Annotated in this window: 33 protein-coding genes and 1 pseudogene; 12 read left to right on the top strand and 22 right to left on the bottom strand. The window is 44.8% G+C overall.

What is annotated here, in order from left to right; all coding sequences use genetic code 11:
• Positions 1-29: 29 nt before the first annotated feature.
• The 17 genes from PXH59_RS17220 to PXH59_RS17140 all read right to left on the bottom strand — a co-directional run bounded on the left by PXH59_RS17220 (position 30) and on the right by PXH59_RS17140 (position 13210).
• On the bottom strand, positions 30-437 hold the full coding sequence (locus PXH59_RS17220; RefSeq protein WP_047766643.1) for a type II toxin-antitoxin system HicB family antitoxin: 408 nt from the start codon (positions 435-437) through the stop codon (positions 30-32).
• 68 nt (positions 438-505) lie between these two features.
• Positions 506-694 carry a type II toxin-antitoxin system HicA family toxin gene (locus PXH59_RS17215; protein WP_285809336.1) on the bottom strand — a complete coding sequence of 63 codons (189 nt, stop codon included), beginning with the start codon at positions 692-694 and terminating at the stop codon, positions 506-508.
• A 575-nt stretch (positions 695-1269) separates the two neighbouring features.
• On the bottom strand, positions 1270-1428 hold the full coding sequence (locus PXH59_RS17210; protein WP_285809335.1) for a hypothetical protein: 159 nt from the start codon (positions 1426-1428) through the stop codon (positions 1270-1272).
• 209 nt (positions 1429-1637) lie between these two features.
• Complete coding sequence (gene rnk / locus PXH59_RS17205) at positions 1638-2048, bottom strand: nucleoside diphosphate kinase regulator (RefSeq protein WP_047768734.1); 411 nt, start codon at positions 2046-2048, stop codon at positions 1638-1640.
• 206 nt (positions 2049-2254) lie between these two features.
• Positions 2255-3487, bottom strand: coding sequence for an alanine racemase (gene alr, locus PXH59_RS17200; RefSeq protein WP_285809332.1), 1233 nt, complete (start codon positions 3485-3487; stop codon positions 2255-2257).
• 231 nt (positions 3488-3718) lie between these two features.
• On the bottom strand, positions 3719-4024 hold the full coding sequence (locus tag PXH59_RS17195; RefSeq protein WP_285809330.1) for a hypothetical protein: 306 nt from the start codon (positions 4022-4024) through the stop codon (positions 3719-3721).
• 39 nt (positions 4025-4063) lie between these two features.
• Complete coding sequence (locus PXH59_RS17190) at positions 4064-4927, bottom strand: nucleotidyl cyclase domain-containing protein (RefSeq protein ID WP_047768740.1); 864 nt, start codon at positions 4925-4927, stop codon at positions 4064-4066.
• A gap of 341 nt (positions 4928-5268) precedes the next feature.
• Complete coding sequence (gene npr, locus PXH59_RS17185) at positions 5269-5541, bottom strand: PTS phosphocarrier protein NPr (RefSeq protein ID WP_047768742.1); 273 nt, start codon at positions 5539-5541, stop codon at positions 5269-5271.
• A gap of 16 nt (positions 5542-5557) precedes the next feature.
• Positions 5558-6409, bottom strand: coding sequence for an RNase adapter RapZ (rapZ, locus tag PXH59_RS17180; protein ID WP_047768744.1), 852 nt, complete (start codon positions 6407-6409; stop codon positions 5558-5560).
• 41 nt (positions 6410-6450) lie between these two features.
• The gene (ptsN, locus tag PXH59_RS17175) at positions 6451-6918 is read right to left on the bottom strand and encodes a PTS IIA-like nitrogen regulatory protein PtsN (RefSeq protein WP_047768746.1); all 468 of its coding nucleotides are present in this window, start codon (positions 6916-6918) and stop codon (positions 6451-6453) included.
• 301 nt (positions 6919-7219) lie between these two features.
• Entirely contained in the window at positions 7220-8665 is a 1446-nt protein-coding gene (gene rpoN, locus PXH59_RS17170) for an RNA polymerase factor sigma-54 (protein WP_285809325.1), read from the bottom strand.
• A 69-nt stretch (positions 8666-8734) separates the two neighbouring features.
• Complete coding sequence (gene lptB / locus PXH59_RS17165) at positions 8735-9460, bottom strand: LPS export ABC transporter ATP-binding protein (RefSeq protein ID WP_047768749.1); 726 nt, start codon at positions 9458-9460, stop codon at positions 8735-8737.
• A 6-nt stretch (positions 9461-9466) separates the two neighbouring features.
• Positions 9467-10015, bottom strand: a complete 549-nt coding sequence (gene lptA, locus PXH59_RS17160) for a lipopolysaccharide ABC transporter substrate-binding protein LptA (RefSeq protein ID WP_047768757.1) — start codon at positions 10013-10015, stop codon at positions 9467-9469.
• Positions 9996-10589 (bottom strand): LPS export ABC transporter periplasmic protein LptC, encoded by a 594-nt coding sequence (gene lptC, locus PXH59_RS17155; RefSeq protein ID WP_047768759.1) that lies wholly within the window; start codon positions 10587-10589, stop codon positions 9996-9998. The genes lptA and lptC overlap by 20 nt, the downstream gene beginning before the upstream one ends.
• A gap of 18 nt (positions 10590-10607) precedes the next feature.
• Positions 10608-11171, bottom strand: a complete 564-nt coding sequence (gene kdsC / locus PXH59_RS17150) for a 3-deoxy-manno-octulosonate-8-phosphatase KdsC (protein ID WP_047768762.1) — start codon at positions 11169-11171, stop codon at positions 10608-10610.
• Between the two features lie 68 nt (positions 11172-11239).
• Positions 11240-12208, bottom strand: a complete 969-nt coding sequence (kdsD, locus tag PXH59_RS17145; protein WP_285809321.1) for an arabinose-5-phosphate isomerase KdsD — start codon at positions 12206-12208, stop codon at positions 11240-11242.
• Positions 12209-12232: 24 nt separating this feature from the next.
• Positions 12233-13210, bottom strand: a complete 978-nt coding sequence (locus tag PXH59_RS17140; protein WP_285809319.1) for a calcium/sodium antiporter — start codon at positions 13208-13210, stop codon at positions 12233-12235.
• A gap of 229 nt (positions 13211-13439) precedes the next feature.
• Between PXH59_RS17140 and mlaF the strand changes: the two genes are divergently transcribed.
• The 7 genes from mlaF to murA all read left to right on the top strand — a co-directional run bounded on the left by mlaF (position 13440) and on the right by murA (position 18283).
• The gene (gene mlaF, locus PXH59_RS17135) at positions 13440-14243 is read left to right on the top strand and encodes a phospholipid ABC transporter ATP-binding protein MlaF (protein ID WP_047768882.1); all 804 of its coding nucleotides are present in this window, start codon (positions 13440-13442) and stop codon (positions 14241-14243) included.
• 10 nt (positions 14244-14253) lie between these two features.
• The gene (gene mlaE, locus PXH59_RS17130) at positions 14254-15036 is read left to right on the top strand and encodes a lipid asymmetry maintenance ABC transporter permease subunit MlaE (protein ID WP_285811811.1); all 783 of its coding nucleotides are present in this window, start codon (positions 14254-14256) and stop codon (positions 15034-15036) included.
• A 4-nt stretch (positions 15037-15040) separates the two neighbouring features.
• Positions 15041-15553, top strand: a complete 513-nt coding sequence (gene mlaD, locus PXH59_RS17125; protein ID WP_285809317.1) for an outer membrane lipid asymmetry maintenance protein MlaD — start codon at positions 15041-15043, stop codon at positions 15551-15553.
• Positions 15554-15587: 34 nt separating this feature from the next.
• Complete coding sequence (gene mlaC, locus PXH59_RS17120) at positions 15588-16217, top strand: phospholipid-binding protein MlaC (RefSeq protein WP_047768768.1); 630 nt, start codon at positions 15588-15590, stop codon at positions 16215-16217.
• Position 16218: 1 nt separating this feature from the next.
• Positions 16219-16572: a lipid asymmetry maintenance protein MlaB gene (gene mlaB / locus PXH59_RS17115; protein WP_047768770.1), complete on the top strand. Its 354-nt coding sequence runs from the start codon at positions 16219-16221 to the stop codon at positions 16570-16572.
• Between the two features lie 136 nt (positions 16573-16708).
• Positions 16709-16963 carry a BolA family iron metabolism protein IbaG gene (gene ibaG, locus PXH59_RS17110; RefSeq protein WP_047768772.1) on the top strand — a complete coding sequence of 85 codons (255 nt, stop codon included), beginning with the start codon at positions 16709-16711 and terminating at the stop codon, positions 16961-16963.
• A gap of 57 nt (positions 16964-17020) precedes the next feature.
• Positions 17021-18283 carry a UDP-N-acetylglucosamine 1-carboxyvinyltransferase gene (murA, locus tag PXH59_RS17105; protein ID WP_285809316.1) on the top strand — a complete coding sequence of 421 codons (1263 nt, stop codon included), beginning with the start codon at positions 17021-17023 and terminating at the stop codon, positions 18281-18283.
• Between the two features lie 76 nt (positions 18284-18359).
• Here murA and degS read toward each other — a convergent pair whose 3' ends face one another.
• The 3 genes from degS to zapG all read right to left on the bottom strand — a co-directional run bounded on the left by degS (position 18360) and on the right by zapG (position 21588).
• Positions 18360-19421: an outer membrane-stress sensor serine endopeptidase DegS gene (gene degS, locus PXH59_RS17100; protein ID WP_047768776.1), complete on the bottom strand. Its 1062-nt coding sequence runs from the start codon at positions 19419-19421 to the stop codon at positions 18360-18362.
• Positions 19422-19510: 89 nt separating this feature from the next.
• On the bottom strand, positions 19511-20890 hold the full coding sequence (locus PXH59_RS17095) for a Do family serine endopeptidase (protein WP_047768778.1): 1380 nt from the start codon (positions 20888-20890) through the stop codon (positions 19511-19513).
• Between the two features lie 299 nt (positions 20891-21189).
• On the bottom strand, positions 21190-21588 hold the full coding sequence (zapG, locus tag PXH59_RS17090) for a Z-ring associated protein ZapG (RefSeq protein ID WP_047768780.1): 399 nt from the start codon (positions 21586-21588) through the stop codon (positions 21190-21192).
• Between the two features lie 355 nt (positions 21589-21943).
• On the opposite strand from zapG, the pseudogene zapE reads away from it, so the two are divergent.
• From zapE to rpsI, 3 genes and pseudogenes are all read left to right on the top strand, one after another.
• Positions 21944-23072, top strand: a pseudogene (gene zapE, locus PXH59_RS17085) (cell division protein ZapE).
• Positions 23073-23310: 238 nt separating this feature from the next.
• A complete protein-coding gene (gene rplM, locus PXH59_RS17080) occupies positions 23311-23739 on the top strand; it encodes a 50S ribosomal protein L13 (protein ID WP_047768784.1) in 429 nt (142 codons plus the stop codon).
• A 15-nt stretch (positions 23740-23754) separates the two neighbouring features.
• Positions 23755-24147, top strand: coding sequence for a 30S ribosomal protein S9 (gene rpsI / locus PXH59_RS17075; RefSeq protein ID WP_045959780.1), 393 nt, complete (start codon positions 23755-23757; stop codon positions 24145-24147).
• A 43-nt stretch (positions 24148-24190) separates the two neighbouring features.
• Here the strand turns inward: rpsI and PXH59_RS17070 are convergent, their stop codons facing one another.
• Positions 24191-24319 (bottom strand): hypothetical protein, encoded by a 129-nt coding sequence (locus PXH59_RS17070; RefSeq protein WP_285809312.1) that lies wholly within the window; start codon positions 24317-24319, stop codon positions 24191-24193.
• 257 nt (positions 24320-24576) lie between these two features.
• Between PXH59_RS17070 and sspA the strand changes: the two genes are divergently transcribed.
• Positions 24577-25218, top strand: a complete 642-nt coding sequence (gene sspA / locus PXH59_RS17065; protein WP_047768787.1) for a stringent starvation protein SspA — start codon at positions 24577-24579, stop codon at positions 25216-25218.
• Positions 25219-25221: 3 nt separating this feature from the next.
• Positions 25222-25719 (top strand): ClpXP protease specificity-enhancing factor, encoded by a 498-nt coding sequence (sspB, locus tag PXH59_RS17060; protein ID WP_047768789.1) that lies wholly within the window; start codon positions 25222-25224, stop codon positions 25717-25719.
• Between the two features lie 123 nt (positions 25720-25842).
• Here sspB and PXH59_RS17055 read toward each other — a convergent pair whose 3' ends face one another.
• Positions 25843-26349, bottom strand: coding sequence for a hypothetical protein (locus tag PXH59_RS17055; RefSeq protein ID WP_285809309.1), 507 nt, complete (start codon positions 26347-26349; stop codon positions 25843-25845).
• Positions 26350-26616: the final 267 nt, after the last annotated feature.

Below are 26616 nucleotides of genomic sequence, written 5' to 3'. Positions count from 1 at the left end.
CGAGTTAACTGCCCGGTGGCCTTTAACATTTAGGGATGAGCAATTTCTTTTCGTGCCAATTCAGCCAGAAAAGCAGAACGGTTTTTATAGTGACCGTTTCGCTCAATATAGCGGTCTATCGCAGTTAACAAATTGCCGGGCATAGTCAAGTTGAACTTGATGGCCTTTGATTCGTATTTCGCGGGGTCTAATTCAATCAGCGCAATCATCCCGCCATCTTCCGCCAAGCGGGGGTCATTGATGTAATCTGATGGATCTTTGGGTGCTGGAACATACCCACCTTGCTCAGTCAACACTTCCATATGCTGACCAAAAGCACTTTCAGCATCACGAATAGCTTCTTCTAAGGTGTTGCCAGCGAAAAAACAGCCGTCAGCATCAGGAAAGTAACCGTCAAAACCCTCTTCTGTTTTAAAGATAAAGAGCGGATAAATCATAATATTACCTCGATAGTTTATGATGATAAGTAGCGCAGAGAAGGAGCGGTCAGGCCGCTCCTTGATGATTACAACAACTTCAATCCTGAATTTTTCTGTGCCTGCCGAAGAATCCCCTTTGACGAATCTTTTCTTGGATGCGGAACGGTGATTATCTCTCTGACTCCCGGTTTGGCCAGCGTGACATGACTCCCGTCTTGCCGCATCTTTACCCAACCGTCAGCCATCAGGCGTTTGATTAACTCTGCACTACTCATCAATCCTCCATTGTGTTAATGCGTAGGTATAATACCTACAAAATTACATGCAGTCAATGAATTTATGGGTATTATACCTATAAATATTAATAGGCAGCGATCCCCCTCTTTACCCTGTCATTTATTACCCGCCCATAGAGCGCAACCAAACGCACACAGAAACATGCACAATCAGATTGACGCACGTTACGGTTAATTTGGATCACGTTCTTACACTGCATCTCATGCTGCACAATCCCCACGAAATAAACGTAAACCCCACGTAAAACGGACTACACCGCACCCGCCTGCACGTTTTGGATCAAAAAGTTTTTTCAGTTTTAAAATCCTACAAATGATATCGCCAGACCGCGCCAGCACGGGCGGCGTGGGAAAAATTCCGAACTGAAAGGATTGAAAAGATTTTCAGGAAATTTCAGTTTTTGGATCGCGGCATGGATCGCGGGGAAAAGTCAAGGTAATGATATTAAAGGATAAATTCTATTTTACGTGAGAATATTGGATCACAAAGCAAAGCCGCGCCATTTAAAGAGTTCAGGATTTATGCGGCTTTGTGAGAGAAGATGAACTGAAATTTATTGCTTCGGTGAATTATCTTCGCTTACGTCTGCGCTTCTAACGGCCTGAGCTGTTTCGATAATTTTTATCGCCTCTTCTGCTGACAATCCTTTTAAATCGACAAGCGTTTTATCTTTGGTGACTTCAATTCTGATATTCCGTTTTTGAGCAAACATTTTTCATTATCCTTAATGGTTGAGGTGATATTTGAATTAAGCAGTAATGAATTATGTTAGAGGCAACGGAGTAAGGCAAGCTAAAGATATTTCGGGGATCAGTATAGCCCGTAGCTAAAAATCTCTGTCGCCATTTTGTCGCCATTCGCTATCGGAAAGCAAAAAACCACTTGTGTGGTAGTGGTTTATTCTATTGATTTTATAGTATTTTATCGATGGTACTCACCCGCCGCCTCGGGCTGGTAAAGTAGTTCTAATACTTTTATTCGGGTTGTTTCACCGTTTGGCAATGTCCATGTTATTTCATTATTCACCCGCAAGCCCAGAAGAGCGGCCCCCAAAGGCGCCATGACGGACAGATGTTTGGTGCTGTCTTGCAGGGAAGCAGGGTAGACCAGTGTACGAACACGCTCTTCATCACTGCCCAGATCAATAAAGCGAACTTCACTGTTCATGGTGACAACATCGGCCGGGATATCTACCGGAGCCACTATTTCGGCTCTATCCAACTCTTCGTTTAAGGCCTCTGCGATGCGGGTATTGGCAAAAGCAGGTTGTTCCAACAGAGAATCTAAACGCTCGGCATCCAATTCATTGATAATGATTTTAGGTTTTTTCATACCACACTCCAAATTAGGCTCAATATAAAATAACACCCCACATCGCAAGGAGGGGGGTGTCATTTTCAAAGTGATTAAAATGATATTAGGCTGTTCTGCCACGAAAATAAAGAGATCATGATCACGAACTGTTTTGCATTGTTAATGAAACACGGCTTATCCGTCATGGAAAAAAAGAACAGTCTGCCATCATTTTGAACGGTAGATTATAAGCCTGTCGTGACGATACGTGGGTTGGTTTCTCCCCAAATGGAAGAAAGCTCAACAACATGCATTCCTCCCCATTTCTGAATATCAGACTGGGTGATTTCGTCGTTACCTTGTTTACCGAAAATAACCACTTCATCGCCACTCTTCACTTCCGGCAAGTCAGTCACATCGACCATCACGGTGTTCATGGAAACGCTACCGACAACCGGGGCACGGTGACCGTTGATCAGAACGTAAGCTTTGTTTGACATGGCAGAACTAAAGCCATCAGAGAAACCAACCGGCAAGTTAGCGAGCCTGGAATCGCGTTGCAGAATGTGCGTGTTGTCGTAACCGACACCATTACCTTTAGGATAGGTTTTAACAGAAGCAACACGGGTTTTCATTTGAATTAAGGGCTTGAATTCTGGGTAGCTCGTGGTCAGAATGCCGTACAGCGCACTGCCAACGCGTGCCATGTCGAACTGTGCTTCAGGAATGCTCAGTGATGCAAAAGAGCTTGATGCGTGCAGTGTGATTTCGTCTCTGTTCAGATTTGCTGTTTTGATCAGCCAGGAAGTTTGTTCTTTGAAGTTTTTAATGCTGTCACGGATTGCATTCGTATCGGTGAATGCATGGTGGCTCATCATACCAACCAGTTTCAGGTTAGGTAACTGAGCGATTTTCAAAGCTTCTTGCTTGCCCTGCTCCGTTTTCATTTCCAAACCATTACGGCTCATAAGACCTGTGTTCAGCATCAGATGAACGCGAATGGCTTTACCGTGTTTTTTGGCCAGGTCATCAATAGCCTGGGCGTGATCCAGATCGCCGATCATCTCTTCCATGTCATAGCCCAGAGTGCTTTCGATTTCAGTCATGTCAGCCGTACGGACACGTATCAATTGTCCTTTAAAGCCACTTTCACGCACGATGCGGGCTTCTTCATTACTGGTGACGCCTACACAAGGTACGCCAGTTTTGATGATGGATGGCATCAGCAGATCGATACCATGACCGTAAGCATCGCCTTTCAAAACCGCACACATTTTGGTGCCTTTATTCAGTTTCTTTTGCAGCGTGTGAATATTATTTTCGAAAGTCGTGGTATTGATTTCAACCCAGGCATTATTGGTTGCGGCGATGCTTTCTGCATGGGTGTTATCTAAAGAGAGCACAGGCGCGGCTTGGGCAACACCCTGGGACAGACTCAAACCAAGAAGAATTGCCAGTGTGGTTTTATTAAAACGCATGAAGTAAATCTCCAGTTTAGGAACTGTATATATAATGTTCTTCGTGTCATTGCGTTTTAATAATAAGTTTTTTTTAATTTAATTTCACATGGTTAACTTATTGAAAGCTAACATTTATTATCTATATCATACTATTTATAAATAATTAGATTAATTAACTAAATTAATCATCAAAACGTCTTGTTTTTACGCTTAGTGAAAATTTAATGAACAGATTATATTAATGATTTTTTATCTTTGGTCAGTTTTAATCACTGATTTCGCGTTTACCCTGGCAATAGGCCACACCGAAGCGCTCTCTAATGGTCTGCTCTGTATAGTCAGACCGAAAGAGGTTTCTTTTTTGCAATATGGGGATAATGAATCAGAAAAGAACAGCGCGTCAAATTTGCCTAATTCTGCCAATTTTGCAATTTCTTGATAAAAAAGCGGATTTATAAATGCACGGGTATCGTTTTGGGTTCTCCATCCTGCGGGGTGCTGACCCACTCCTACTATATGGCAGTTAAGATGCATTTTTCTTTTATTATTAGGCATAATGAGTTTCCGTTTTTGGGCTAAATAGTTTTTATGATATCAACAAGATTTATTCAAATTTAATATGTTTTGTATTTCTTCTGACAAGCCTATCGTATTTTCTCCGTGACTTAATTTTGTTGCTTTCCAAACACATTGGCCTATTACTTTAGGATGATATCCGTTCACATTCATAACCTTAATGATGGCAGGGCCATAGGCAAGGCCTATGCCAATTCTTAAAGGTGGGAAATTATATCTATTCCATAAAATAGCATTAACATGATTAATTGTATTACTAATGCATTGTTCAGCAGCCAGATAAGCTTTATTGATTACATTAACCCGGTTGTCAGATCCAATATGAAAAAGGATTAATGCTCCATCGCCCAGCAACTCAGTTGCTTTTCCTCCTTCTTGTGCGGCTGTATAAACAATCGCTGGAATTAAAGCGGATGTCTCATAGATAATTCTTTGTAAACCGCACTCTATAACAGGAGAGGTGGGAAGCTGTTTGAAACTAGAGCTGGAGTCCCTCATATCCATCATGAATACCACGAATTCACTAACTTCAGGTTTGTTGCTTTCTAAGACAGGATAGCCAGGGATGAACGTTTTAACCATTTCTTTTTCTGACACTGGATTAAAATGGCTTTTGTCACTGAAGTCGGAAGGGAATGGGTAATTTACCGATTCAATCATGTTAATTTTATTATTTTTTTTAACGTTATTATAGAAATTATCACTAATAAAATTCATGGGTATATTAGTTTCATTTTTATATTGGTTTAATTTGTGTCGGACTTGTTGCCATTCTTTTTCAGCACAATCGAGATTAAAATTAATTAACTCTATCAGGTCATTATCGGAACAAGGTTTAGTTGTTTTTTCTTTTGCTTTCATTCTTTTTAACTTATTTTTCATAGTTGCTTTGATGGCTGGGGTTAAGACTTTTAATTTATGTAATCGGAAAACTGAACATTGGCTATTTATTCTTTCACTAATGTTCGATTTCAAGTATTAAATATAAGGTTATTTTGCAATAAAAGGAATAACTATTACATTACCTGTTATATATCAGGTAATAAATTAAGACTCAAGTTATATATCAATCCAACTTCAAAATGCGTGTTATATTTCCCTGCTGTGTGGGGAAATATAGGGCCTCGCGGCATCTTGCAGATTGCAACTTACAGTTTATCGAGTATACACTTCGTCTTTCAAATTGCCTCTTAAGACAATATTTTTATTGGGAGAAGGGCGTGTTACTCTTCGTCAAATCCTGCGTTGAAGAGTTCGATAATAGCCGCCAGTGCTTGTTGTTCATCCGGCCCGTTGACTTCAACGTCAATATGGCTGCCTTGCTCAGAATCCAGCATCAGCATGGCAATGACGCTGCGGGCCTCGGCCTGTAAGTTACTGCTATTGCGCAGTATCACTTCTGATTGAAACTGTTGTACCAGATCATGCAGTTTCATCGCAGGCCGGGCATGCATTCCGAGCCGATTTTTAATTTCAAGTCGTTGTTTGACTGTCATGGCTGTGTTATGCGTATTACTTGCGTTTTTCCAGTGTGCGGTGGCGTGATTGCACGTTTTTGCCACGGGAACGAAAATAATCAGCCAGCTGTTCTGCCACATAGACCGAACGGTGTTTACCGCCTGTGCAACCAATAGCGACCGTCAGATAGCTGCGATTATTGGTTTCCAGCATGGGTAGCCAAAGCTCAAGATAGCTCCGGGTCTGATAAATAAAATTATGAACTTCGGTATGGCGATCCAAAAATGCAGCCACAGGGCGATCCAAACCCGTCATTGGGCGCAGTTTAGGGTCCCAGTGAGGGTTTGGCAGGAAACGGACATCGAAAACATAGTCTGCGTCGATAGGAATACCATGTTTGAATCCAAAAGACTCAAACACCATCGTTAATTCTCGTTCCCGTTTGCCTAATAGACGTGTCCTGAGCATTTCCGCCAGTTCATGAACGGACATTTCAGAGGTATCAATGATCAAGTCAGCGCGTGAGCGCAGGGGTTCCAGTAAATCGCTTTCTTGGTCAATGGCACTTTCCAGTGACAGGTTCTTGCTGGAGAGTGGATGCAGGCGGCGTGTATCACTATAGCGGCGGATCAGGGTATTACGATCCGCATCAAGAAACAGTAACTGTGGTGAAAAACTGTCAGGCAATTGCGTCAGTGCTTCTTCAAAAATTTCTGGCGACTCCGGCATATTTCTGACATCAATGCTAACCGCAGCCGAGATATCACGTTCGGCCAGTGTGTTTGCCAATTCCGGCAGTAACACAACGGGCAGGTTATCCACGCAATAGAAGCCCATATCTTCCAGTGCCCGCAAAGCAACAGATTTCCCAGAACCTGAACGACCACTGACTATCATCAGCACCATGAGGTGACTCCCCCCTAAATGTTTATAATTATAATCGCTATTTATTCAGTAATAATTTTATACAGTTCTTCATCACTCTGCGCTGAACGCAGGCGACGGCAGAGGCTTTTATCTGCAAGGCGCTTTGCAATCAATGATAGTGAGTGTAAATGGGTCTGACACTGGTCTGATGGCACCAATAAAGCAAACAGCAAGTCAACAGGTTGATTATCAATGGCGTCAAAGGTAATGGGTTGTTCCAGGTGTAAAAATACCCCAACGGCATTATCCGAACACGCTTTATTCAATTTGCCGTGAGGGATCGCAATCCCGTTGCCAATTCCTGTTGTGCCGACTTTTTCGCGCGAAAGAATAGCCTCGAATACGGTATTTTCCGGCAGTTCAAGCTGTTTTGATGCCAGCTCACTGATAATCTCTAAGGCGCGCTTTTTACTCGAACAAGGTACGTTGTTGCGTGTACATGCGGGTGAAAGCACAGAGCTTAGTGGTAAATCTGTTTCGTTGTTCATTTCTTTATTCACTTAGGGCCTTGTTATATCGGATGCCTGATGAGGCATCCGATATTAATGCACTGCGCTCTAAAACCGATCTACAGATCGCACTCATTACCTAGTACTCATTACCTAGTACTAATTACCAGTACTATAGGGCGTTATAGACGGTGTTATAGATAGAACAGTGATAATTTTATGACAGCCCCATTGCCTAAAAGCGATTAATGTTGTCTCAATTTACTTTTGTGTTTGGTCAATTGATGCGCCAGCTTATCTGCCAGTACAAGTGACATAGTGTTTTCCTTCTCTGTGTTGTTCAAGCCAATTTTTTACGTTGGTTTGAAGGCGGGATGGATAACGACTCTCTATATTTTGCGACTGTCCGGCGAGCCACTAGAATACCTTGTTCAGCGAGTATGCTGGTCAATTTACTGTCACTCAGTGGTTTGACCGGGTTTTCTGCCGCGACCAGTTTTTTCACCAGAGCACGTATCGCGGTAGAAGAGGCTTCACCACCACTGTCGGTATTGACGTGACTGGAGAAAAAATATTTAAGTTCAAAGATCCCGCGTGGACTATACAGGTATTTCTGGGTCGTCACGCGGGAAATGGTGGACTCATGCATGTCAATCTGATAGGCGATATCAGCCAATACCAGTGGTTTCATGTGTTCCTCACCATATTCAAAAAAATCTTGTTGCCGTTCAACAATACAACGGGCGACTTTCAGCAATGTTTCATTACGGCTTTCGAGGCTCTTGAGCAGCCATTTGGCCTCTTGCAAGTTATTGCGTATGAACAGGCTGTCACTCTCATTGTTGGCCCGTTGTCCCAGTGCTGCGTAGTGTTGGTTGATGCGCAGACGGGGGATGCTATCGGTATTTAGCCTGACTTGCCAGCTTTCATTTTCTCTCTGTATCAATACATCTGGAATAACGTACTCGGATTCACCGGTATTGGCTACCAGGCCAGGTTTTGGTTCCAGTGATTGGATGATATCAATTGCCCCTTTCAGGGTACTTTCTTTTAATTTGCTCTGACGTAATAAATTACGGAAGTCTCGGTTACCCAGCAGTGCCAGGTAGTTGCTGACAATAAGTCTGGCATCATTCAGATAGGGCGTCTTTGGCGGCAGCATTGCAAGCTGGATAAGCAAACATTCGCGTAAGTCACGGGCAGCAACTCCGATCGGATCAAAATGTTGTACGCGTTTGAGAACGGTTTCGACCTCTGCCAAAGCCAGTTCATCATCCCCGATACTGGCAAGGATTTCTTCGATAGAAATGGTCAGGTATCCGGAGTCATCAATGGCATCAATGATTGAAGTGGCAATAGCAGCGTCCGTTTCGGTAAAGGGCGTTAATCTTGCCTGCCACATGAGATAATCTTGCAAGGTTTGGGTAGTTTCACCCTGATATACGGGGAAATCATCAGCGCTATAGTCGCTGTGAGTGCCTGATGGTGTGCCAGCGGTGTAAATTTCATCCCAACTGGCATCCAGTGGTAACTCTTCAGGCATATCCCTCTGTTCAAGCGCTTCACGGGTATCCATGACTTCGGTTTCGGCATCAGTATCAGAAAGTGCCTGATTCTCCACTTCCTGATGCGGGTCATCCTGTTCAAGCAGTGGGTTCGTTTCCAAAGCTTGCTGAATCTCCTGCTGAAGTTCAAGCGTAGACAGTTGTAACAAACGGATGGCTTGCTGGAGCTGTGGCGTCATCGTCAATTGCTGACTGAGCCTGAGTTGCAGACTTTGCTTCATAACGTTACCACTTTCTCCTTAGTCTGGCCTGAATAGTTCCTTGAATCGCATCTGATAGAAGGATAAGTGTTAAAGACGGAAACCTTCACCCAAATAGACGCGTTTGACCTGCTCGTTATTCAGGATGTCATTTGGTGTACCGTGGGCAATCAAATGGCCCTGACTGACGATATAGGCACGTTCGCAGACATCCAGTGTTTCACGCACATTGTGGTCGGTAATCAGGACACCCAATCCGTAATCCCGCAGATGTTGAATGATCTTTTTAATATCCAGTACGGAAATGGGGTCAACGCCGGCAAAAGGTTCATCCAGCAGGATGAATTTGGGATTGGCGGCCAGTGCACGGGCAATCTCCACACGACGGCGTTCACCACCGGAAAGTGATTGACCAAGGCTATCACGCAAGTGAGAGATGTGAAACTCTTCCATCAACTCTTCTGCCCGTGTTTTTCTCTGCTCCTGATTCAGATCATTGCGGATCTCCAGTACCGCCATCAAATTATCGAATACACTCAAACGACGGAAGATGGAAGCTTCCTGAGGCAAATAACCTATCCCCCGGCGTGCACGTTCATGCAGGGGCAGCAGGCTGATATCGTCTTCATCAATGGTGATAGAACCGGCATCACGGGCAACAATGCCGACGACCATATAAAAAGTGGTGGTTTTGCCTGCTCCATTAGGGCCAAGTAAGCCAACAATCTCCCCTGACTTCACGTTTAGGCTGACGTTCTCAACGACCTTACGGCCTTTGTAGGCTTTCGCCAGATTTTCTGCGTTTAATATTGCCATCAGTCGTTATTTACCCTTTTTCTGAGTGTCAGCGCCGTTAACACCAGAACCTTTTTCTTGCAGCTGGGCAGGTAACAGGACGGTGGTGACATGTTTACCTTTATCACTAAACGCTTCCATTTGTTGTGTCGGTACGAGATAAGTGATTTTATCGCCTTTGATATTGCTGTCTAGCTGTTCAAGATAGGCGTTTTCCATTAGGGTAACCAGCTCTTTATCCATCTCATAGCGCATCTTTAATGCATGGCCCTTGAGGGGCTTACCATCATCTTGCAATTGGTAAAAAGTGGCAGGATTGCCGAATGCTTCAATAACGGTCTTGTCGGAATTTCCTTCCGGGCGGGTCACAACGACTTTATCTGCATGAATGTCGATTGAGCCTTGTTTTACGATAACATTATCCGTAAATGTGGCAACGTTGCCCGTTAAATCTAACGACTGTCTTGCTGAGTCGATGGTAATGGGTTTTTTTGTATCATCTTTTAAGGCCAGTACGGGCAGGCTGACGGCAAAAAGTGTACTGGCAATAACGGAATTACGGATTAGGTTGTTCATGTGAGATCTCATATTGAGTGGTCACCTTTTCAATCAGTTCAGCAGTTTTGTTTCGCAGATTGCCACGCATTTTCATGCCAACAGATTTCAGACCGACCCCAATAAGGGTGACTCGGTCATCAGATGCGACATCTTGAGTTGTCAGATTGACGATCGCATTGTCTGTTGTGATCCGCTGCAATTGTGACGCATCGTTCAGGCTATCCACTTGGACATCCCCGTACAGATAGAGCATCTTATCTTGGGTCAGTTTGGCCGTGTTGGCACGTACTGTCCATGTTGCTACCGGGGTTCCGGGGGGACCATCGGGGGCAAATGTTGTCAATACCGGGTTGGTAAACCAGGTCAGTTTAGTTTCCGTATAGTTTTTAACATCGTCAGCGACCAGTTTGTAAGATAATTTACCTTCCGGATCGTAGACAAAAGTAATGGCTTCCTGGGTTTGATAAGCAGGATAACCATCATCCGCAATGGCTGATGAGGCATCATCATTGACACTCGATAAATTCCAGCCAATCAGCGCAAGCGCGATCAGTGCCAGTAGTGCGATCAGCCAGGATTGAAATTTGCTCATTCTTTTTTCAGTTTTAATTTATATGGATAATCCTTTGGCATCTTCGAGCTTATTCTGAGCGAAGAGTACCAAATCACACAGTTCCCTGACTGCACCGCGGCCGCCGGCAATCTGAGTCACATAATCTGCTTTTGGCAACAGTAATGGGTGGGCATCAGCAACTGCAACAGATAATCCCACTTGTGCCATGACCGGCCAGTCAATAAGGTCATCACCAATATAGGCGACTTGCTCTGGCTGCAACGCTAGTTTATCCAACAGTTCCTTATACGCCAAAACCTTATCGTTTTGTCCTTGGTAAAGATAGGTAATACCCAGTGTTTCTGCCCGATTTTCCAGCAGTTTTGCTTTGCGGCCAGTGATGATGGCCACTTCAATACCGGAGGTGATTAAACAGCGGATGCCATAACCATCACGAACGTTAAAGGCTTTCAGCTCTTCGCCTTCATTGCCCATGTAGATAAGCCCATCAGACATTACGCCATCAACATCACAAATCAGTAAACGGATTTGGCGGGCTTTTTCGATAATGACTTTATTAACTGGGCCATAACAGGTGTTCAGGTACTCTTTTTGACTCATTAAGACATTCTCTTAAGATTGATATCATGCTTGTTTGTGTCAGTTTACTTGCTTTATAGAAGACCGGCCTACACAACACCGGCCTGCAAAAGATCGTGCATGTGTAATACACCCAGTAACTTGTCACCTTCTGTGACCAAGAGTGAGGTGATATGGCGTGATTGCATCAGGTTTAGAGCGTCAACCGCCAGTGCATTGGGTTTAATCCGAATACCGCCGGCAGTCATGACATCTGAGATTTTTGCATTGTTTAAATCAATGCCCATATCGAAAACACGGCGTAAATCGCCATCGGTAAAAATACCACTGATTTGCCTGTCATCATCACAAATAACCGTCATGCCCAATTTTTTGCGGGTGATTTCCACTAAAGCCTCACGCAGCGTCGCTGTCCGGGGAACCCGGGGAATGTCATTACCCGTGGTCATTAAATCACTGGCCAGCAGCAGAAGTTTGCGTCCGAGTGTTCCACCCGGATGGGAAAGAGCGAAGTCTTCGGCCGTAAAGCCACGGGCCTGCAAGAGCGCAAGGGCTAATGCATCGCCCATGACGAGTGTGGCGGTGGTGCTGGTGGTGGGGGCTAATCCCAATGGACAGGCTTCTTGTGGAACTTTGATACACAAGTGGATGTCTGCGGCTTTGCCCATGTTACTGTTGCGATTATTTGTCATGCAGATGAGCGGGACTTTTTGCCGCTTGAGTACGGAAATTAACGCCAGAATTTCATTTGATTCACCGGAATTGGAAATCGCCAGCACGATATCTTTTGCTGTGACCATGCCGAGATCACCATGGCTGGCTTCGCCAGGATGGACAAAGAACGAAGGCGTACCGGTACTGGCAAATGTCGCAGCGATTTTTCGTCCAATATGACCAGATTTGCCCATCCCCATCACAATGACTTTTCCTTCACAACTAAACATTAATTCACAGGCTTCGCTGAAATCGTCATTAATGTATTGTTCCAGGCCAGCCAGCCCTTCAAGTTCAATCTGTAATACTTGCTTACCTGCTTGCTGAAAATCGATTTTAGGCATTTTTATTTCCCACTCAATTGGCAATTACTCAGTACCGTAACAATTAGAAACAAAAAGTACGACAAAATAAGCGATAAAACAGCCCAGTAGCAAGATGCCGTTCAATCGGTTCAGTCGATGCTTTCTTCCCAGACAAAATACCGTGAATAGTATACTCGCGGCCATCATGACCCAAAAATCCCGGGAAAATGCTTGAGGTGAAAAGGCACTGGGGGAAAGTATGGCTGGGACACCCAGAACAAGAGTGGTATTGAATACGTTGGAGCCAACAATATTGCCCATTGCCATGTCATTCTCACCTTTTATGGCCGCAGCAATAGTGGTGGCAAGCTCAGGCAAGCTGGTTCCTACGGCAAGCATGGTCAGGCCAATCACCAGTTCGCTGACACCGTAAATACGTGCAATAACGGTTGCATTATCAATCACCATACGGGTAGAAATGGGAAGAATAATTAACCCCAGAACGACCCAGAGAAGCGCAATTGCTTTATTGCCTTCGAGCGGCAATTCGGCATTTCGTTCCTGGGTATAGCTATCAGCCCTATTGTGTTGAGAGAAAGCGGTCATCTTTATCATCAGAGAAATAAAGAAGAGGGCTGAAAACACTAAAAGAATCCCATCCAGTCGGCTCAGGTAGCCATTGGACAACAAATATCCTGCAAATGCGGTGATCGCCAACATCAGGGGCACTTCTTGTCGCAGAATTTCTGATTTTACCCCGATTGGCCGAATGAGCGCTGCGGCTCCCGTAATGAGCAACAGGTTAGTAATATTGGAACCAATGGCATTGCCGATGGCCATGTCTGGCTGTCCGTCTAAAATGGCTGTGACAGAAACCATCAGTTCTGGCAGGGAGGTTCCTATTCCCATAATAACCAGGCCGACAATAAAAGGGGGAATTTTCATGATGCGGGCAAAAACGGCCGCACCATAAACTAATCTATCGGAACCATATACCAGTAAAATCAACCCGGTAATGAGCAGTACAATTGTCAGAAACATGAGGTTCCCTTAAATAAGTTTTATTCCGAGCATAATGCTAATAATGGTTGATTTTTAAACATGGAATGTTTATTCAGCTAGACTTATACATTCTGACGATCCCGCGATAAAAAGTAAAATTTGTCACAACATTGCTAACGCAAATTGGACAATTTTTTGTAGTATGCATGATTAATTTTTTAAATACAGTCATGAAGACAGTTCTATTAACGGTTAGGGGCTATCAATGATGAGTCAACAAACAGCAAATCTTATTGAGATCTGCGGAATGCATTTCACCCGAGGCCAGCGCCCGATTTTTGCTGATATTAATCTGACCGTTCCGAAAGGAAAAGTTACCGCTATTATGGGACCTTCCGGTATAGGAAAAACCACCTTGCTGCGTTTGATTGGGGGGCAAATTCGCCCTGAGCGCGGTGAAATTTGGTTTGATGGCGATAATATTCCGGCATTGTCCCGCCCGCGTCTGTATGCTGCCCGCAAGAAAATGAGCATGTTATTTCAGTCAGGTGCCTTGTTCACTGATCTGAATGTTTTTGACAATGTGGCTTTTCCCCTGCGTGAGCATACCCAACTGCCTGAAGTGTTGATTCACACAACCGTGATGATGAAGCTGGAAGCGGTCGGGTTGCGTGGCGCTGCGCACTTGATGCCATCGGAACTCTCTGGCGGTATGGCAAGGCGAGCCGCATTAGCAAGGGCGATTGCACTCGATCCTGACTTGATCATGTTTGATGAACCCTTTGTGGGTCAAGACCCCATCACGATGGGTGTTTTGGTGAAGCTGATCGATGAGCTGAATCATGCGCTTGGTGTTACGTGTGTTGTGGTTTCCCACGACGTGCCTGAAGTACTGAGTATTGCCGATTATGCTTATATTGTGGCTGAGAAGAAAGTGATCGCAGAAGGTACTCCAGATCAGTTGAGAATGAATCAGGATCAACGGGTACGGCAGTTTCTTGATGGTATTGCTGATGGACCTGTACCTTTCCGTTTCCCGGCCGGGGATTACAAAACTGAGTTATTAGGATGATGGAATGTTGATGTTAACACGGGCATTAGCAGCAATGGGCCGACGTACGATTGAGGTTACGGCTTCATTCGGACGTGCGGGCTTTATGCTGTTTAATGCAATCATTGGTAAGCCAGAGCCAGCCAAACAATGGACACTATTGCGTCAGCAACTGTATAGCGTAGGTGTGCAATCGCTTCTGATTATTGTGGTTTCAGGGCTGTTTATTGGCATGGTGTTGGCCTTACAGGGCTATCTGGTTTTAACCACATTTAGTGCGGAAGGCAGCCTTGGCATGATGGTGGCGTTATCACTACTACGTGAACTGGGACCTGTGGTGACTGCACTACTGTTTGCGGGGCGAGCGGGTTCAGCGTTGACCGCAGAAATTGGTTTGATGAAAGCCACTGAACAGATTTCCAGTCTGGAAATGATGGCGGTTGATCCGCTGCGCCGCGTTATTGCCCCGCGTTTTTGGGCTGGTTTTATCAGTCTGCCTTTACTCTCCTTGATCTTTGTGGCGGTGGGGATCTTGGGTGGCGCAATAGTCGGTGTGGATTGGAAAGGCATTGATGGGGGCTTTTTCTGGTCGTCCATGCAATCTGCGGTGGAATGGCAAAAAGATTTGTTCAACTGTTTTCTCAAGAGCGTGGCTTTTTCTATTACGGTAACCTGGATTGCACTGTTCAATGGTTATGACGCTATCCCAACATCGGAAGGGATCAGCAGGGCAACGACGCGCACGGTAGTTCATGCGTCGTTGGCGGTATTGGGTTTGGATTTTGTGCTGACAGCACTGATGTTTGGGAACTAATTCGATGCAAAACAAGAAAAATGAAATTTGGGTGGGCGCTTTTGTCTTGATTGCGTTGGCTGCAATCGTATTTTTGTGCCTCAAAGTTGCAGATATCCGATCTTTCGGCAGCCAGCCAACTTATCGTGTATATGCCACATTTGACAATATTGGTGGTCTGAAAGTCCGTTCACCGGTGAAAGTTGGCGGGGTAGTTGTTGGTCGCGTGGAGAAAATCTGGCTGGATCACAAAACTTATACGCCACAAGTTGAATTGGATATTTTCACGCAATACGACAATATTCCAAATACCAGCTCGCTTTCTATCCGAACTTCAGGGTTACTGGGAGAGCAATATATTTCTCTCAATATCGGGTTTGATGACCCTGATTTAGGGACTGCCATGTTGAAAGATGGCGATCGTATTGAAGATACCAAGCCTGCGATGGTACTTGAAGATTTGATTGGACAGTTCTTGTATAAGAGTAGTAGCGGGAATCAAGGAAAATCCGCTTCGGCACCTGAACAAGCACATTAAGTTAGCAATCCACTGCTTAGGAGAAATAACACTTATGTTTAAGCGATTACTTATGATTGCATTGCTGGTGGTTGCACCATTGGCCAGCGCTACAGATCAAACCAACCCCTACGCATTGATGAAAGATGCGGCGGAAAAAACGTTTAGCCATTTGAAGAGCGAGCAACCGAAAATTCAGGCTAATCCAGACGTTTTGCGCCAGATTGTGCGTCAAGAATTGCTGCCTTATGTACAGATAAAATATGCAGGCGCACTGGTTCTGGGACCTTACTACAAACAAGCCACACCGGAGCAGCGTGATGCTTATTTCAAGACGTTTGAATCCTATCTGGAGCAGGCATATGGTCAGGCCCTGGCGATGTATCACGGACAAGATTATCAGATTGCACCAGAACAGCCGTTGGGTGATAAGACGATAGTGGCCATTCGTGTCACGATTACCGATCCTAATGGACAGCCGCCAGTTCGTTTAGATTTTCAATGGCGTAAAAACAGTAAGACAGGTTATTGGCAGGCTTACGACATGATCGCAGAAGGTGTGAGCATGATCACAACCAAGCAGAATGAATGGGCGGATATCCTGCGTCAGAAAGGTATTGATGGCCTGACTGAACAATTAGCCATCAGCGCGAAAGCCCCGATCACGTTAGAAAAGAAAAAGTGATATGGAAAAAGCGACTTTTGATAACGGTATGATGAGTAACAAAAACGTCAATCAGAGAACCGTTAGCTGGGAAAAAGCGGGGAGTACTTTGTTTCTGCAAGGCACATTGGATCGTGATAGCTTGCTGCCTCTTTGGCAACAAAAAGAGCAAGCTCTGGGGGGCATTGACAATATTGATGTCTCCCAATTAAGCCGTGTGGATTCTACGGGGTTGGCTCTGTTCGTTCAATTAAAAGGAGAATGCCAGAAACGTGGCGGGACACTGACCTTTTCAGGTATAGGGGAACGCCTTGGCACGTTGATAGCGTTATATGGTTTGCAAGCGCTTCTTGACGAGGATCAGCCCAAAGCGTAATTCTTTTTTTGATCATCAGCGCCCTTGTAAGCCATCAACTTACAGGGGCGTTTTTCTTGGTTTAAGAGTTGCCTGTATTCCATTAGGATAGGCATCTACTATTATTTTAACGCTAAAGACGAGTGTGAGCAGATTTATGGATACAAATGAAATCAAAAGAGTGCTGATGGAAAAATTGGCACTTGATGACGTTATCGTCAGCGGTGACGGCAGCCACTTTCAGGTTATTGCCGTTGGCGCATTTTTTGATGGCCTGAGCCGAGTTAAACAACAGCAGGCTGTTTATGCTCCTTTGATGGAATACATCGCGGATAACCGCATTCACGCGTTGTCAATCAAAGCCTATACACCGGCACAGTGGCAGCGTGACCGTAAGCTTCAGGGACTTTGACGTTGTTTGCCTCGCCGCGAACAGCACACTTTGAATTAAATAAGAGAATCATGACAGATGGATAAATTTCGTGTGAAAGGGCCTGCCTGCCTGTTGGGAGAGGTGACTATTTCCGGGGCAAAAAATGCCGCCTTACCAATTATGTTCGCAGCGTTACTGGCAGAAGAGCCGGTTGAATTACAGAACGTTCCTGCATTGAGAGATATTGATACCACGATCAAATTGCTTAATCGTCTGGGGACAAAAGTGGAACGTAATGGTTCTGTTTTTATTGATGCCAGTGGAGTCAATGAATATTGTGCCCCTTATGAACTGGTTAAAACCATGCGAGCATCCATCTGGGCGTTGGGACCGTTGGTGGCGCGTTTCGGTCAGGGGCAGGTTTCTTTGCCAGGCGGCTGCGCTATTGGGGCGCGTCCTGTTGATCTCCATATTTCTGGTCTGGAGCAACTTGGTGCGAAAATCGTGCTGAATGAGGGGTATGTCAAAGCCACTGTAGATGGCCGTTTGCAAGGTGCCAGCATTGTGATGGATAAAGTCAGTGTGGGGGCAACGGTTACGATCATGACTGCCGCAACATTGGCGGAAGGCACAACCACTATTGAAAACGCTGCCCGTGAACCTGAAATTGAAGATACGGCCAATTTTCTCAATACGCTGGGAGCAAAAATCAAAGGTGCAGGCACCGATCGCATTGTGATTGAGGGGGTTGAGCGTTTGGGGGGCGGTGTTCATCACATACTGCCTGATCGTATCGAAACCGGCACCTTCCTGGTTGCTGCGGCGGTTTCGCGCGGTAAGGTGATGTGTCGTCATGCGAAACCTGATACTTTGGACGCGGTTTTAGCCAAGCTGCGTGAAGCCGGGGCGGATATCAACGTGGGAGAGGATTGGGTTAGCCTTGATATGCATGGTCAGCGGCCGAAAGCAGTGACATTCCGCACGGCACCACATCCGGGTTTCCCAACTGATATGCAGGCGCAATTTAGCCTATTGAATCTGGTTGCAGATGGCGCAGGCATGATCACTGAAACCATTTTTGAAAATCGCTTCATGCATATCCCTGAGTTGATTCGCATGGGCGCACGGGCTGAAATTGAGAGCAACACCGTGCTGTGTCATGGTGTTGAAAAATTATCTGGTGCACAGGTAATGGCGACTGATTTGCGTGCTTCTGCGAGCTTAGTATTAGCGGGTTGCATTGCGGAAGGAACGACAGTCGTAGACCGTATTTATCATATTGACCGTGGTTACGAACATATTGAAGATAAGCTGCGTGGTCTTGGGGCAAATATTGAGCGTATAAAGGCGGCTGATTAAACGGAACTAGATATTTTTTCTCGCCCACATTGTGGGTGAGAAAATAATGGGTAAGGAAAGAATGGGCGAGGAAAGATTAGTAGCCATCAAACTCATCGATTGTGACGTTAAGGGTGAGATAAGCGCCATCGCGTAGCACAGTGACAGGAACAACACTGCCCGGACGAATTTCCGCAACTTTATCCATCGTTTCCACCGGTGAGATGGCTGGCTGATGATTAACGCGGGTAATGATGTCCCCCACTTTGATCCCCGCTTTTTCAGCCGGACCATTGGGTGCAATCTGGAAAACGCGCAACCCCTGAATTTGATTGATATGACTGCCTGATGAGCGAATATAGGGTAACTCTCTGGCGGTGATGCCTATATATCCCCTGATAACCCGGCCATCACGGATCAATTTCTGCATAATGGTAGTAGCCAGTTTTGTTGGAATGGCAAATCCCAGTCCTTCCGGTGTTGAACCAAACTCAGACTTATCGAACGTCAATGTATTGATGCCGACTAATTCGCCTAGCGTATTGACCAAAGCGCCCCCGGAGTTGCCTTGGTTAATTGACGCGTCTGTTTGCAGGAAATTCTGGCGCCGTGTTGGGCTAAGGCCGACGCGCCCGGTTGCACTGATAATGCCTTGTGTGATGGTTTGTCCCAAATTGTACGGATTACCGATAGCCAATACGATATCCCCTACGTGAGCCATTCGCTTAGGATTAATGGGGATCACAGGCAGGTTTTTGGCATTGATTTTTAAAACTGCCAGATCCGTAGGGCCATCTGAACCGACTAACAGTGCTTCATAAAAGCGCCCGTCTTGCAAGGCGACAATAATGGACGCTGCCTTATTGATAACATGCCGATTAGTGAGAATATAGCCTTGTTCACTCATAATGACACCGGAACCCAGGGGAAGCAGTTCCCGGCTTTCATGGGAAAAACTCCCCATGCTGCTGCTGTAAATATTGACTACCGCAGGAGCAGCCCGGCGGACTGCTTTGCTGAAACTGGATATTTTATCGTTGCTGTTGTTATCGCTCAGGAAATTTTTTAAGCCGCTGGGACGCAGGGATGGTATAGCGACCAGCAAAATAGCGGCAATCAATAAGCCTATGAGTATAGAGCGTACTAACTTGATCAGCATGACATTATTCAGAATAGTAATTGATTGAAAGAAGAATAGCATAGAAGTGGACAGACACAGCATCATACTGCGTCTGTCGTGGGTATAGGTTAATTACGCAGTAAGAGATAAACATTATCGTCACCACGTAAGACGTTCAGTGCGATAATAGTCGGCTTCTCCTCAGTGATCTTGCGTAATTCGCTGATATTTCGGACACGTACATTGTTGGCACCAACAATCAAGTCATCCTTCTGCAAACCTGATATAGCAGCAGGGGAGTTCGGGGTAATCGAATCCACTTTGATGCCTTGAGTATTTTTCAGGGTGGCATTACTCAGGGTTGCGCCTTGCAGGGCAATACTCAAGTTTTCTGCTTTCGTTGGCTCTTCATCACTGTTATCCAGTGTAACGGTGACTTCAAGTGGCTTCCCTTTACGCAGCAGACCAATTGTGACTTCTTTACCTGGAGCGGTTGTACCCACTTTCGCACGCAGTTCAGCAAAGCTATTAATTTTCTTGCCATCAAAGGAGATTAGGACATCCCCTGGTTTGATACCCGCTTTAGCTGCGGCCGATTTAGGCATAACTTCGCTGACAAATGTCCCCTGTTGTGCTTCAACATTGAGTGCTTTAGCGATGTCTGCCGTCATCTCGGTTCCTTTGATCCCGAGTATGCCGCGTTTGACTTCGCCATGAGAAATAAGCTGAGCGGAAAGGACCTTAGCCATATTACTTGGGATGGCAAAACCGATACCGACGTTACCCCCGCTTGGGGCAAGGATGGCAGTGTTAATACCGATCAGTTCGCCTTTCAGGTTAATCAATGCACCACCAGAATTACCGCGATTAATTGGGGCATCGGTCTGGATAAAGTTTTCCAACCCTTCCAGATTCAGGCCGCTGCGACCAAGAGCAGAAATGATCCCAGATGTGACGGTTTGCCCCAGGCCAAATGGGTTACCGATGGCAATCGCATAATCTCCGACGCGCAGTTGATCAGAGTCAGCAAACTTAATGGCAGTCAGGTTTTTGGCATCTTTCAATTGTAAAAGAGCAATGTCAGTTTGTGGATCACGCCCAAGGAGTTTTGCTGAGTATTCACGGCCATCATTTAATTGAACGCGTATTTTATTTGCATTATTAATGACATGACTATTGGTCAATACATAACCTTTACTGGCATCAATAATCACCCCAGAGCCTAACCCTGTGAATGGACGTTTCCTGGGTTCTTGCGGAGGAAAAGCCGGCCCGAAGAAGAACTGGAAATCTTCAGGTAATTGGAGCTGTTGGCTTTGTACTTCTGTACCTGAAACATGAACAGTGACAACAGAAGGCAGCACTTTTTCCAGCATGGGAGCGAGACTGGGGGATCCTTGAGAGGCCATCGCAGCAGGTAGGGCTGCATGACTTACCATTGGAATTGAAGCCAAAGACAGTCCGATACTAATAGCGAGTGCGCTGAACAATGTATTTTTTATTTTCATGAATACGTTCTCTTAATACCTAAGCTAGAAAAGGAAATTGTGCTTAAGAGACCTATCCTGTCAAGGCTTTGCTACCTTGGAAATCACTTATTCCCAGGGGTTAGACAGGCCTTAAGCATCATTGTTTCAATGCTGTTATGACTCTCAATTATTCAGCAAAGTTCACTAATAAAGTCGTTTCAATACGCTTCTTTACAGGCATTTACGTGAATTAAAAATAAAAACCAAAAATTTTCCCATTGGATGAAGGGGACTCAAGGGGCCGTGGTAGCGATTATTACCACGGCAAAGTGCATTAATTATTTATCTTGGTTCGGGCGGAGTAGACCAGATGCACCCTCAGAATAATCCCGGGGAGGCGTGTTAGCAGTCACTTTATTTTTCTCAGTTTCGGATTCGCTTAGACGATAATTGAAAGGATTATCCTGTACTGGCATATTGGGCATCAGTTCATTGGAACTTTTAGCCATGTGCTGATACAACTGACGGTAATCGCGTGCCATATTGTCAAGTAATTCAGCGCTACGGGCGAAATGGCTGACCAGCTCTTTGCGGTATTCTTCCAATTCAGACCGATTTTTCTCCAATTCAGCCTGTAGGGCATTTTGTTGGCGTAGTTTTGAGCTGCCAAAGCGGACAGCCAGTGCGCCGACGATAAAACCGATGATTAATCCGATCAGGGCATATTCCCAAGTCATGGCAACTCCTTTAGTCACATCGTTATTCTGCAATATTGTTTCTGCAATGTTCTTCGAGCGTTATCCCATTAGGTCATTCTGTTTGCAAGGGTAGACAACTATTGGGATAGGCTCTTGGTTCATGATGATCACTATAACCGTTAATTTAGTCAGAGTGGAATATTGATTATTAATTAATTAATTTATTTATCTGTAATCTGATAGATATATTTTATACAGATTTACCAAAGTATGCAGGTAAAAATTCTTATCCAAAAGCAGATCTCTCAATTCACATCAGTGAGAATTGGCATCGTTCTTATTGGTAAATTACGATACGTACTGAGAATAAAAAACTTTAAGGATTGTCTTTTTCATGTCACCGATTACACCTTCATCTCTCTATCAATCAGCATTGTCTGAGGGGCAGTATCAACCTGACGAAGTACAGCGCAAGACGGTTGAACGCCTTGATCTTATTCATAGCGATCTTATCAATGCTCAACCGCGCCATACTTCGCAAGCCAGTGGACTGAAAGGCGTATTGAGCAAATTGTTTAGTCGGCAAACTTCTGCGCAATTCCGCCCTGTGCAGGGGCTTTATATGTGGGGCGGTGTCGGGCGTGGCAAAACATGGCTGATGGATATGTTTTACCAGAGTTTACCCACTGAGCGGAAACTGCGTCTCCATTTCCACCGTTTCATGTTACGGGTACACGAAGAGTTAACCGCGTTACAAGGCCATGAAGATCCCTTAGAGATCATTGCTGATGGTTTCAAGGCACAGACGGATATACTCTGTTTTGATGAGTTTTTTTGTCTCTGACATTACGGATGCCATGCTCCTCGGCACATTGCTGGAGGCCCTATTTGCCCGGGGAATTGCTTTGGTGGCGACATCCAATATCCCGCCTGATGCGTTATACCGGAATGGATTGCAGCGCACTCGATTTCTGCCAGCCATTGCGCAGATCAAAAAATATTGTGATGTGATGAATGTCGATGCCGGTATCGACTATCGCCTACGCACTCTGACACCGGCTCATCTCTATCTGACGCCATTATCAGAGGAGAATCGACAGGAGATGCGTCATATGTTTCTGCGTTTGGCCGGGCAAGAAGGGGAGCCGAATCCAATATTGGTGATCAATCATCGCAATATGCCCGTCATCAGGAGTGTTGATGGGATATTGGCAATCCATTTCAGAACATTGTGTGAAGATCCGCGCAGTCAACGGGACTATATTGCTTTGTCGAAGCTTTATCATTCTGTTTTGTTACACGATATGCCGATTATGACAACATTGAATGAAAATGCGGCGCGGCGCTTTATCGCGCTGGTGGATGAATTCTATGAGCGTCAGGTGAAACTTATCATTAATGCTGACGCGCCAATGGAACAGATTTATCAAGGTGAGTTGTTGACCTTTGAATATCAACGTTGCCTCTCCCGGTTGCAGGAAATGCAAAGTGAGGAATACCTGAAACTTCCACATTTACCCTGATTCCTTTGCTCTTTGGGATAATTATTGAATTTGGGGTCGATTTTTTATGATGAGTTCTCTATAATCTTGCGACCCCACGTTACAGCAGGATTTTTTATTTCCCAAAAAACTTGCATTAGTGCCGGCATAGGCTATTCGAAGGGGTAGGTTTGCTGGACATGAGTCGTGTGAACCTCAAAAAACAGTTTCTGAACATCGAGTGTTCACCAACGTGTAACTTATAATTGGGTAAGCTTTAATGAAAACTTTTACAGCTAAACCAGAAACCGTACAACGCGACTGGTATGTTGTTGACGCAGATGGCAAAACTTTGGGCCGTCTTGCAACTGAAGTGGCTAGTCGCCTGCGCGGCAAGCACAAAGCGGAATACACTCCGCACGTTGATACTGGTGATTACATCATTATTGTTAACGCAGAAAAAGTTGCTGTCACTGGCAACAAACGTTCTGACAAAATTTATTATCACCACACTGGTCACATCGGTGGTATCAAGCAAGCGACCTTTGAAGAGATGATTGCCCGCCGTCCTGAGCGTGTCATTGAAATCGCGGTTAAAGGCATGCTGCCAAAAGGGCCACTGGGTCGTGCAATGTACCGTAAACTGAAAGTTTACGCGGGCAGCGAGCACAACCACGCGGCACAGCAACCACAAGTTCTGGACATTTAATCGGGATTATAGGCAATGGCTGAAAATCAATACTACGGCACTGGTCGCCGCAAAAGCTCTTCCGCTCGTGTCTTCATTAAGCCAGGTAGCGGTAACATCGTAATCAACCAACGCAGCCTCGAAGTTTATTTCGGTCGTGAAACTGCACGTATGGTTGTTCGTCAGCCACTTGAGCTGGTTGATATGCTGAACAAACTGGATCTGTACATCACTGTTAAAGGTGGTGGTATTTCTGGTCAGGCAGGCGCAATCCGTCACGGTATCACCCGTGCACTGATGGCTTATGACGAGACTCTGCGTTCTGAACTTCGCAAAGCTGGCTTCGTTACCCGCGATGCCCGTGAAGTTGAACGTAAAAAAGTGGGTCTGCGCAAAGCACGTCGTCGTCCACAGTTCTCCAAACGTTAATTTATTGCCACAACTGTGGCAGTGGGTTAAAGTTAAAAGCCCGTCATTTTATGGCGGGTTTTTTTATTCCTTCCGGTTTTTCACTCTCCGATAATTCGCTATTTTTGGCAAAAAAAAGAGCATTTTTGAGAAATAAATTCCCAGACTCTAATATTTCATCATTAATTCTCAATGTACTTCCCCACAAAATGGGCAAAATCTGGTAGACTAGTAACAATTTTTTGCCTTATCCATGAGTTTGCCCGATTTGGCAGAGGTAAAAATACCCCAAGATATTTTCTTGTTACAGCCAATAAAGCAGTCACTGGAAGATAAAGGGGGATAACCTCGGATAATAAGCGCGAAACAGGATGAGAATATGAGCGAGAATAGCCGCTGTTCATTGAAGGGCTGTTCGTTCCTTTTTTTTAGATAAACTTGGAGGTTTTCATGGCTGTCGCTGCCAACAAACGTTCGGTAATGACTCTGTTTTCAGGCCCGACCGACATTTTTAGCCATCAAGTGAGAATTGTATTGGCGGAAAAAGGGGTCAGCGTAGAGATTGAACACGTTGAAGCAGGTAATTTGCCCCAGGATTTGATTGATTTGAATCCTTACCAATCTGTTCCTACTCTCGTTGATCGTGAGCTGGCCCTGTATGATTCTCGCATCATTATGGAATATCTGGATGAACGTTTTCCACATCCACCACTCATGCCTGTGTATCCTGTCGCACGAGGCTCCAGCCGTATGATGATGCATAGAATTGAAAAAGACTGGTATTCCCTGATGTACAAAATTCAGGAAGGGAGTGTTCAGGAAGCGAATGCTGCACGTAAACAGCTTGCTGAAGAATTACTGGCGATTGGGCCAATTTTCAGAGAAATGCCGTTCTTCATGAGTGAAGAGTTCAGCTTGGTGGATTGTTATTTATCTCCACTGTTGTGGCGTTTGCCTGTCTTGGGTGTTGAGTTGTCAGGACCTGGCGCCAAAGATCTTCAAGTCTATATGCAGCGTGTATTTGAACGTGACGCATTTTTGGCTTCGTTGACGGAAGTAGAACGTGAAATGCGTTTACAATCACGGAGTTAATATATGGAGATGACTCAAATGTCTCCACGCCGCCCCTATCTACTGCGGGCGCATTATGAATGGCTGTTGGATAATGACATGACCCCCCATATTGTTGTGGATGCTAACTTTTATGGCGTTAACGTCCCGATGGAATATGCACAAAATGGGCAAATTATCTTGAATATCTCACCGAGAGCGGTTGGCAATTTGCAATTGACGAACGATGAAGTGAGATTTAATGCCCGATTTGGTGGTGTTGGTCGTCAAGTGACTGTTCCAATGGCGGCTGTGATTGCGGTTTATGCCCGTGAAAATGGCGCGGGAATGATGTTTGAGCCAGAATTCGCCTATAATGTGGACAATACTGAGTCAGAAGAAACGGACATGCCAGTAGCGGATAATTTGGTGCATATCCATAATAGTAAGCATGATAGGAAAGCTGCTCACGACGATGATTCGCCAGATGATGAACCTCCTCAACCGCCAAAAGGCCGCCCAACCTTACGCGTCGTAAAATAATTGTTCAAAGCTCATACCCAATAGATTTCAAGTTGTAGTCAGCAAGGCTACAGCTTGGAAGGTGAAAGGGATTCATGAGAAATAAAGGAGACATTGATCTCCTTTATTTTTAGCAAATTAGTGCTACATATAACTAAGCGATTTCTCAAATTGCCATAGACAGGTTTCGATATTATATTGGTTTTCTCCCCTGTTAGATTTCTCCATAGCTCTGAGGCTATCTATCATTTTCTCGGTAAATGATTTCTGTTGGCTCACTCTTCTGATCGTTGGCGGCATGTTGCAGATATCCGTGAATGAGGGGGTGCTATGTGATTTCGTCAGTGATAATACTTCTACGGGATTTTCAATTAAAGCAACTGATAAAGCATGAATAATTTGCTGGGAAAATTCTGGATGGATATTAGGATATAGCTTAAAGGCAACTTGCAGCCATTGTTTATCACCAGTCGCAATATTCTGGATAATTTTATCTTGTTTATATTCTGCGTTTATCTCTGCCACAACAGAATTGACTCCTCTTTCTTGTACTTGTTGCATAATTTCGGCAGGAGTAGAGAATCTGGCAGCTGAGGGCAAGCTTGCTGAGGATATAAAAGAGAAGAAGAGTATCTGGGAAAGTAAGCGCATATATTTCTACCTATTATTATCACTTTAATGATTTTTTATTTCATATCTATTTAATCAGTTTTGTTAAGCCATTTTCTCGTCGAAAAAAATAAACCTTATTGCTGTATTACGGCATTGCACTATGGCTGTATTGCTATAATGAGCAGGAGACTAAATCGATATATTTGACTTTAGAATATAAGAATAGTCGCATAAATCTCAAAAATACAAGTAATCTGGTAGTAAAAGAAAATAAAAAAATGACAGTATTTTTATACCGGGGGAACT

The sequence above is a fragment of the Xenorhabdus bakwenae genome (assembly GCF_030272115.1).
Taxonomy (GTDB): domain Bacteria; phylum Pseudomonadota; class Gammaproteobacteria; order Enterobacterales; family Enterobacteriaceae; genus Xenorhabdus; species Xenorhabdus bakwenae.
Note: the sequence above shows the minus strand (reverse complement) of the source record. Positions and strands in the feature narration are given on the sequence as shown.

Coding starts and splice junctions, on each gene's coding strand:
- PXH59_RS17220 (WP_047766643.1), bottom strand. CDS start 437: ATGATTTATCCGCTCTTTATCTTTAAAACAGAAGAGGGTTTTGACGGT.
- PXH59_RS17215 (WP_285809336.1), bottom strand. CDS start 694: ATGAGTAGTGCAGAGTTAATCAAACGCCTGATGGCTGACGGTTGGGTA.
- PXH59_RS17210 (WP_285809335.1), bottom strand. CDS start 1,428: ATGTTTGCTCAAAAACGGAATATCAGAATTGAAGTCACCAAAGATAAA.
- rnk (WP_047768734.1), bottom strand. CDS start 2,048: ATGAAAAAACCTAAAATCATTATCAATGAATTGGATGCCGAGCGTTTA.
- alr (WP_285809332.1), bottom strand. CDS start 3,487: ATGCGTTTTAATAAAACCACACTGGCAATTCTTCTTGGTTTGAGTCTG.
- PXH59_RS17195 (WP_285809330.1), bottom strand. CDS start 4,024: ATGCCTAATAATAAAAGAAAAATGCATCTTAACTGCCATATAGTAGGA.
- PXH59_RS17190 (WP_047768740.1), bottom strand. CDS start 4,927: ATGAAAAATAAGTTAAAAAGAATGAAAGCAAAAGAAAAAACAACTAAA.
- npr (WP_047768742.1), bottom strand. CDS start 5,541: ATGACAGTCAAACAACGACTTGAAATTAAAAATCGGCTCGGAATGCAT.
- rapZ (WP_047768744.1), bottom strand. CDS start 6,409: ATGGTGCTGATGATAGTCAGTGGTCGTTCAGGTTCTGGGAAATCTGTT.
- ptsN (WP_047768746.1), bottom strand. CDS start 6,918: ATGAACAACGAAACAGATTTACCACTAAGCTCTGTGCTTTCACCCGCA.
- rpoN (WP_285809325.1), bottom strand. CDS start 8,665: ATGAAGCAAAGTCTGCAACTCAGGCTCAGTCAGCAATTGACGATGACG.
- lptB (WP_047768749.1), bottom strand. CDS start 9,460: ATGGCAATATTAAACGCAGAAAATCTGGCGAAAGCCTACAAAGGCCGT.
- lptA (WP_047768757.1), bottom strand. CDS start 10,015: ATGAACAACCTAATCCGTAATTCCGTTATTGCCAGTACACTTTTTGCC.
- lptC (WP_047768759.1), bottom strand. CDS start 10,589: ATGAGCAAATTTCAATCCTGGCTGATCGCACTACTGGCACTGATCGCG.
- kdsC (WP_047768762.1), bottom strand. CDS start 11,171: ATGAGTCAAAAAGAGTACCTGAACACCTGTTATGGCCCAGTTAATAAA.
- kdsD (WP_285809321.1), bottom strand. CDS start 12,208: ATGCCTAAAATCGATTTTCAGCAAGCAGGTAAGCAAGTATTACAGATT.
- PXH59_RS17140 (WP_285809319.1), bottom strand. CDS start 13,210: ATGTTTCTGACAATTGTACTGCTCATTACCGGGTTGATTTTACTGGTA.
- mlaF (WP_047768882.1), top strand. CDS start 13,440: ATGAGTCAACAAACAGCAAATCTTATTGAGATCTGCGGAATGCATTTC.
- mlaE (WP_285811811.1), top strand. CDS start 14,254: ATGTTAACACGGGCATTAGCAGCAATGGGCCGACGTACGATTGAGGTT.
- mlaD (WP_285809317.1), top strand. CDS start 15,041: ATGCAAAACAAGAAAAATGAAATTTGGGTGGGCGCTTTTGTCTTGATT.
- mlaC (WP_047768768.1), top strand. CDS start 15,588: ATGTTTAAGCGATTACTTATGATTGCATTGCTGGTGGTTGCACCATTG.
- mlaB (WP_047768770.1), top strand. CDS start 16,219: ATGGAAAAAGCGACTTTTGATAACGGTATGATGAGTAACAAAAACGTC.
- ibaG (WP_047768772.1), top strand. CDS start 16,709: ATGGATACAAATGAAATCAAAAGAGTGCTGATGGAAAAATTGGCACTT.
- murA (WP_285809316.1), top strand. CDS start 17,021: ATGGATAAATTTCGTGTGAAAGGGCCTGCCTGCCTGTTGGGAGAGGTG.
- degS (WP_047768776.1), bottom strand. CDS start 19,421: ATGCTGATCAAGTTAGTACGCTCTATACTCATAGGCTTATTGATTGCC.
- PXH59_RS17095 (WP_047768778.1), bottom strand. CDS start 20,890: ATGAAAATAAAAAATACATTGTTCAGCGCACTCGCTATTAGTATCGGA.
- zapG (WP_047768780.1), bottom strand. CDS start 21,588: ATGACTTGGGAATATGCCCTGATCGGATTAATCATCGGTTTTATCGTC.
- rplM (WP_047768784.1), top strand. CDS start 23,311: ATGAAAACTTTTACAGCTAAACCAGAAACCGTACAACGCGACTGGTAT.
- rpsI (WP_045959780.1), top strand. CDS start 23,755: ATGGCTGAAAATCAATACTACGGCACTGGTCGCCGCAAAAGCTCTTCC.
- sspA (WP_047768787.1), top strand. CDS start 24,577: ATGGCTGTCGCTGCCAACAAACGTTCGGTAATGACTCTGTTTTCAGGC.
- sspB (WP_047768789.1), top strand. CDS start 25,222: ATGGAGATGACTCAAATGTCTCCACGCCGCCCCTATCTACTGCGGGCG.
- PXH59_RS17055 (WP_285809309.1), bottom strand. CDS start 26,349: ATGCGCTTACTTTCCCAGATACTCTTCTTCTCTTTTATATCCTCAGCA.